This is a genomic window from Pseudomonas sp. FEMGT703P, from assembly GCF_002786345.1.
GTDB classification, from domain to species: domain Bacteria; phylum Pseudomonadota; class Gammaproteobacteria; order Pseudomonadales; family Pseudomonadaceae; genus Aquipseudomonas; species Aquipseudomonas peli.
The window spans coordinates 132,108-138,160 of the sequence record NZ_PGCM01000001.1 but is presented as its reverse complement, the minus strand read 5'-3'; the positions used below and the strand labels follow the sequence as shown (position 1 = coordinate 138,160).

Sequence of the window (6,053 nt, the reverse complement as noted above, 5' to 3'; positions counted from 1 at the left end):
TCGTCAAGCACCTATACCAAAACCCCCGATCGTGAAAACGATCGGGGGTTTTACTTTGTGGCGCGAAAACAAACCATGCCCAGCTCAGCCTTTGATAGGCAACTAAACAGGGCGTATGGTCATGAGCAATATGTACGAAACTCAAGGTGCGCTCTTCGAGCGCACCTTGCCCTTCAATTGATGGCGTCACTCAGCGCTTTTGCCGGTACAAACTTAACGACTTTTTTTGCTGCGATTTGCAAGGTTTGTCCCGTTTGAGGGTTGCGGCCGGTGCGAGCGGGGCGCTCACTCACTTTTAGCTTACCGATACCCGGTAGTGTGATTTCGTCACTGTTCTCCAGTGCGTCGCTAACAATTTCACTTAACTGCTCCAGTGCTGCGCGCACGGTGCTTTTCGGTGTGTCTATGGCCTCGGCAATGTCGCTGATTAGCTGTTCTTTGGTTATAGCCATGGTTCTGCTCCTTGGTTGTATAGATAGCGATTTAGATCGTATCGCGGTGCGGCATAGGTCGTTGAAGTGAAACTGGCGCCTTATCCGATCTAGCGCTGGTAGTCTATGCTGATGCTACTTGGCAATTCTCTTGGAGAACCAGCATGCTTCGTGCCTTCGCGAATTTAGGGTTTCGTTGGAAGATTGCCCTACCGATTATGTTGCTGGCGATTTTGTTGGTTTCGATGGGCGCCTTGGGAATGCGGGGGATTACCCAGGTTGCAGATTCAAGCACGAAACTGACTAATCGTTTTTTGCCAGGTATCAGCCTGCTTCTAAATGCCGATCGCGATCTTTATCAAGCCTTTGTTGCTGAGCGCAGCTTACTTGATGAGGGGGCGGGAGCGCATGCTGAGGCTTTGACTGCATCGCACTCAGAAAATATCCAGCAGGCTTACGAGCGCGTACATAAATTCGCAGATATGCAGCCGGGTCGAGAGGCGATGCAATTGGTTGCAGAGTTTGATAAGGGTTTCGAGCAATGGAAGGCCACGTCTCAAAAGGTACTGCAGTTAGCAACCAGTGACCCTCAAGCTGCCAGCGAGTTGAGTTTTGGCGGCAGTGAAGAGCAGTTTGAATCGATGCGTACAGCTATTGATAAGCTGGGTGAAATGGATGATGCAGCGGCTAATGCTGAAGGGCTTGCCGCTATCAGATTGGGCGAGACATTAAGCTGGCAGCAGGGCGTCATTATTGCTATCGGTTTAGGGGTCTGTCTGGTGCTGGTGGTGGGCTTTCCAATTCTGGTCACTGGGCCGCTGCACAAACTTTTGAATCGTATCGAGCAGATTGCTGATGGCGATGGTGATCTCCGAGTGCGCCTGGATGTTTTGTCGAGTGATGAGCTCGGTAAGCTGAGTCACGCATTCAATCGCTTTCTTGATAAGTTACAACCGCTAATCAAAGAGGTGGGAAGGGTTACCGGTGAGGTTGAAAGCTCTGCGCAGAATCTTGCTGGATTAGCTGCAGCCAATGATCGGTTGATTAGTAGTGAGCATGCTGCAGTCGATCAGGTCAGCACAGCTGCAACCGAGATGAGCTCAGCCGTGAATGAAGTAGCTCGTAATGCGCAAAATGCAGCTGATGCTGCGCGTGGTGCGGAGGTTCAGTCACGCGAGGGTGCAGAAGTGGTCGGTGCTACGATCAACTCAATTCGCCAGCTCGCGCAAGAGGTGGAAAGTGCGTCGTTGACCATTCAGGCGCTTGAGCAAGAGGCATCAAATATCGGTGCTGTATTGGCTGTTATTCGAGGTATTGCAGAGCAAACCAATTTGTTAGCCCTCAATGCGGCCATAGAAGCTGCGCGCGCTGGAGAGCAGGGGCGAGGTTTTGCGGTTGTTGCTGATGAGGTGCGTGCATTAGCGGCGCGTACGCAGGAGTCTACTAAGGACATCCAGGTAATGATCGAGCGCCTTCAAATCGGCGTGCAAAATGCGGTTAAGGCCACCCACTCCGGGAGCAGTAAGGCAAGGCAAAGTGTTGAGCAGGCAGCTGGGGTGGATCAGGCGCTGACTGATACCAGTAATTCTGTTCAGCGCATCAATGATATGACTGCACAAATCGCTACTGCCTGTGAAGAGCAGAGTAGTGTTACTGAAGAGATTGCGCGCAATATCAGTGACATCCGAGACCTGTCGAATGAGGCGGCTCAAACCTCTGAGCAGAGTGCAGAAGCCAGTCAGCGACTATCTGAGCTGTCGCATGGTTTGAGTAAGCTGGTTGGTCGGTTTCGTGTCTAAGTCACGTGCATTTTAATGGTCTAAGTGCTTGAAACGGTTGTAACTTCAACTCAAGCCAGTACAATGGCGCGGCTCGCTTCAGTCGAGCTATGTTATGGTGGCCCTGCCGGTCCCCTCGCAACGATCAGCCGTGAACCCGGTCAGGCCTGGAAGGGAGCAGCCGCAGCGGTGACATTGTGTGCCGAGGTGTGGCTGGTGGGGTTGCCTCCAGTTACTAAACTGGTTGATTCGTAAAGGTTTCTCACTCCAAACCACGCGGTGGTACAAGGGGTGATACAACCAATGTCCAGCATCCCTTCTTATCTTCTATTTTCACTCCACTCGGTCTATTACATCCGATCTGTGGTGCTTGACGTCTTTTGTCCGTTGTCTCATCGCAGGGAAATTCGGTGTTTTCCCCCAGGCCCGCTGTAGGCGCGAAGCGTTGATCCGTGGGCGCGAGCTTTTGCTGCAAGTTCAGCGGCTTTTCACCGAAGCATTCCAAGGCATTAAGCCGTCGGTTGGGCGCCTGCGTGGCGAGTGTGAGTCTGGAGGGAAAAGGCTCGCTATCTGGGCTTCCTGGTTGCGTCAGGAGCAATTGGAGTCTTTGGCTGCGGTTCCATTTGCACCGCTTCCTGAAACCACTCAGAGGGCCCCGGTAATGCAGGCGTTGGAGGCCCTACTGAAAGTAGGGCACAAAGAGCTTTTAGTGTGTGTGGTAGCTAAGTACGCTGTCCTGTTCCTTTAATGCTTTACGCATGTCTGCAGGAATGCTGCCCGAGCGCATTGCAAGCTCTAGGCGAATATCTTCAAGGCTTTGAGCGAACGCTTGCGTGTCGGTCAGTTGGGCTGCGCTCAGCACACGGCTGTATGCAGTGGCTTCGTTTGCATCCAGCAAAGAGAGCACAACCCCACCGTCTGGGCGGGGAGGGCTGAATATGGCGCGCAGCGGGGTAAACAGTTGCTCAACGAGTTCGCGGTTAATCTTGTCCATGACCATGCTCCATCCAGAGGGTGATCACTTCTGACCCCTGAGATGCTCGATGGTTCGTGAATCTTGCTAATCAAGCAGTCAGTGACTGTCGGGCGCGCTCGATGACTTGTTCCAAGTGTGCGCCACTGTACTGGCCGGGGTAGAGGCGCTGACTGTGCTTGGCAATGCCTGCATCGTTGACGATGGTAAAGCTGAAGCTACCTTTGCGGGCGGCTAGGATGCGGCAGTCAAAAGGTGCAAATGCACTCGATAGGGTGCGAATAGCATCCTGAATTTGGTGTTGGGTATTCATTTTTTGGGTACTTCCTAAAACAACAGGCGCGTCATTGCGCTAAATAAAGCTCCAGGCTGTCGACGTAAGTAGTCGATTGCATATGTAGATAGGAGCTGGACTGCGCACACAAGTTCCACAGCGGAGACGTTGTGCGGGTCGGTACGTCGGAGGCGGGCTTGAGTCAGCGCTTGCGCGGGACGGCCAGATCAGTCAGCAGGTTGGGATATGGGTTAGAGCTGTGCGGCATTGCCTTGAGGCGATGCGCTCTTACCTGGAAACCATCTAGGGGGCCAAAAGGCCTGATTGACTTACAGCGTGGTACTAACGGGGCGGATGATACCTGTCTGGTTATTTTTTCGCCAGTTTATTTGTAGGTAATGCCGCAAGCTGGCCATTCGTGGGCTGCGCATCGGATGCAATTTGCCCCATGCTCCGTTAGGATTAGCCCCACTTTTGCTTTCCTCTCGTGACGGGTTTCGATGAGTTATCAGGTTCTTGCACGCAAGTGGCGTCCGCGCTCGTTCAACGAAATGGTTGGCCAGACGCATGTGCTCAAGGCGCTGATCAATGCGCTCGACAGCCAACGACTGCACCATGCCTATTTGTTCACGGGCACCCGTGGTGTGGGCAAGACCACGATTGCGCGGATTATTGCCAAGTGCCTGAATTGCGAGACCGGCATCAGCTCGACCCCTTGCGGTGTTTGCTCGATTTGCAAAGAGATTGATGAGGGGCGTTTTATCGACTTGATCGAAGTCGATGCTGCCAGCCGTACCAAGGTTGAAGACACTCGCGAGTTGCTCGACAACGTGCAGTATTCGCCGAGCCGCGGCCGCTTTAAGGTCTACTTGATCGACGAAGTACACATGCTTTCCACTAGCTCTTTTAACGCGCTGTTGAAAACCCTGGAAGAGCCGCCTCCCCACGTTAAATTCCTCCTGGCGACTACTGATCCGCAGAAGCTGCCGGTTACCGTGTTATCGCGTTGCCTGCAGTTTTCGCTGAAAAATATGCCTCCAGAGCGTGTGGTTGACCACCTCACTCATGTTCTGGCGGCAGAGAATATCCCGTTCGAGAATGACGCGCTCTGGTTGCTCGGCCGCGCGGCCGATGGCTCGATGCGCGATGCCATGAGCCTGACAGACCAGGCCATTGCATTTGGTGAAGGCAAAGTGTTGGCCGCCGATGTGCGCGCCATGCTTGGTACGCTTGACCATGGCCAGGTTTACGGTGTGCTGCACGCCCTGCTGGATGGCGATGCGCGCGCTTTGATTGAGGCTGTGCGTCATCTGGCGGAGCAGGGCCCGGACTGGAATGGTGTGTTGTCCGAGATGCTCAATGTGCTGCACAGGGTTGCTATTGCTCAGGCGCTGCCTGAGGCGGTGGATAACGGTCAAGGTGATCGCGAGCGCGTGCTTGAGTTGGCTCGGGTTCTGCCCAGCGAAGACGTGCAGTTCTATTATCAGATGGGCTTGATCGGGCGGCGCGATTTACCGTTGTCGCCCGACCCGCGTAGCGGCTTTGAGATGGTGCTGTTGCGTATGTTGGCATTCCGCCCGGCGGATACCCATGATGCACCGAGGGTGGCGCTAAAGCCGCTGGGGATTAGCCAGGCCACTGCTGATCCCGCGACCAACCCAGTGGCCGGTGCGGCTATCCCGTCACCGGTGAGCATTCCTGTTGCGGTTCCGCCTGCGCCGCCCACTCCTATAGTTGAAGTTGTAGCTGTAGTGCCGGTAGCTGCGCCTGAAGCTGCTGTGGCAGTCCTGCCGCCCGCGCCGGAAGTGGTCAACGAGCCCGTTGCGCAGCCTTCGCCGACTGAAGCGACAACTGCCCCTGTAGCACCCGCTCCTGTGGTGGATCTGCCCTGGGAAGAGCAGGTGAATCTGCCGGCAGCTCAAATGTCTGAGCATGTTATAGAAGTCGCAGAGCATGTCGTTGCTGTAGCTGAGTCCGTCACGCTAGCTACCGAGCCGCCGCAAGCGGCAGTGCTTGAACCGCAATTGATTGAGCAGCCGGCTCTGTCCGCCGATATGGATGATGATGAGCCGCCGCTGGGCGACTACGACTATGTTGAGATGGATGCAGAGTCGTTTGATTATGATTTTGATACAGTAGAGCGTGCCGCATCTGCCGAGCCTGAGATCTTGCCTGCGGCGCAACCGGCGACAGGACTGGCGGCCGACTGGTTGGAGCTGTTCCCGAAGCTCGGCTTGTCCGGGATGACCGCTAGCATCGGCGCCAATTGCACCTTGATAAGTGCTGAGGGCGATAACTGGTTGCTGCACCTGGATCCTGCGCATTCGGCGCTGTTCAACCTCACCCAGCAGCGGCGCCTGAATGATGCGCTCAATCAGTTTCACGGGCGCGAACTCAAGGTGTTGATTGAGTTATGCAAGCCTGAGCAGGAGACGCCAGCGCAGGCGGCGGCGAGTAAGCGAGCCAATCGCCAGCGCGAGGCCGAGGCTTCGATCCACCAGGACCCGGTTATTCAACAAATGATTCAGCAGTTCGCCGCGGTTATCCGCGCGGACAGCATTGAACCCCTGGATACACCCGTTAACCCCTAATTACCG

At 54.8% G+C, this 6,053-nt stretch carries 5 protein-coding genes, 1 other RNA gene and 1 pseudogene; 4 read left to right on the top strand and 3 right to left on the bottom strand.

Annotated elements, in window-relative coordinates:
- Positions 1-173 precede the first annotated feature (173 nt).
- Positions 174-452, bottom strand: a complete 279-nt coding sequence (locus CUR33_RS00595) for an HU family DNA-binding protein (RefSeq protein WP_090256113.1) — start codon at positions 450-452, stop codon at positions 174-176.
- A gap of 143 nt (positions 453-595) precedes the next feature.
- Between CUR33_RS00595 and CUR33_RS20630 the strand changes: the two are divergent.
- The 3 genes and pseudogenes from CUR33_RS20630 to ffs form a co-directional block, all read left to right on the top strand.
- A pseudogene (locus tag CUR33_RS20630) lies at positions 596-1,372 on the top strand (MCP four helix bundle domain-containing protein); the annotation flags it as partial.
- A gap of 153 nt (positions 1,373-1,525) precedes the next feature.
- Complete coding sequence (locus CUR33_RS20625) at positions 1,526-2,230, top strand: methyl-accepting chemotaxis protein (RefSeq protein ID WP_448703061.1); 705 nt, start codon at positions 1,526-1,528, stop codon at positions 2,228-2,230.
- Positions 2,231-2,334: 104 nt separating this feature from the next.
- Positions 2,335-2,431, top strand: an RNA gene (gene ffs / locus CUR33_RS00585) — signal recognition particle sRNA small type.
- 484 nt (positions 2,432-2,915) lie between these two features.
- Here the strand turns inward: ffs and CUR33_RS00580 are convergent.
- Positions 2,916-3,203 carry a DUF3509 domain-containing protein gene (locus CUR33_RS00580; RefSeq protein WP_160088592.1) on the bottom strand — a complete coding sequence of 96 codons (288 nt, stop codon included), beginning with the start codon at positions 3,201-3,203 and terminating at the stop codon, positions 2,916-2,918.
- Between the two features lie 70 nt (positions 3,204-3,273).
- On the bottom strand, positions 3,274-3,495 hold the full coding sequence (locus tag CUR33_RS00575; RefSeq protein WP_090256116.1) for a hypothetical protein: 222 nt from the start codon (positions 3,493-3,495) through the stop codon (positions 3,274-3,276).
- A 461-nt stretch (positions 3,496-3,956) separates the two neighbouring features.
- On the opposite strand from CUR33_RS00575, the gene dnaX reads away from it, so the two are divergent.
- Positions 3,957-6,047, top strand: coding sequence for a DNA polymerase III subunit gamma/tau (dnaX, locus tag CUR33_RS00570; RefSeq protein ID WP_289238369.1), 2,091 nt, complete (start codon positions 3,957-3,959; stop codon positions 6,045-6,047).
- Positions 6,048-6,053 lie beyond the last annotated feature (6 nt).

Bases quoted from the DNA above. Each gene is read 5' to 3' on its own strand.
- CUR33_RS00595 (WP_090256113.1), bottom strand. From the start codon at position 452: ATGGCTATAACCAAAGAACAGCTAATCAGCGACATTGCCGAGGCCATA.
- CUR33_RS20625 (WP_448703061.1), top strand. From the start codon at position 1,526: ATGAGCTCAGCCGTGAATGAAGTAGCTCGTAATGCGCAAAATGCAGCT.
- CUR33_RS00580 (WP_160088592.1), bottom strand. From the start codon at position 3,203: ATGGACAAGATTAACCGCGAACTCGTTGAGCAACTGTTTACCCCGCTG.
- CUR33_RS00575 (WP_090256116.1), bottom strand. From the start codon at position 3,495: ATGAATACCCAACACCAAATTCAGGATGCTATTCGCACCCTATCGAGT.
- dnaX (WP_289238369.1), top strand. From the start codon at position 3,957: ATGAGTTATCAGGTTCTTGCACGCAAGTGGCGTCCGCGCTCGTTCAAC.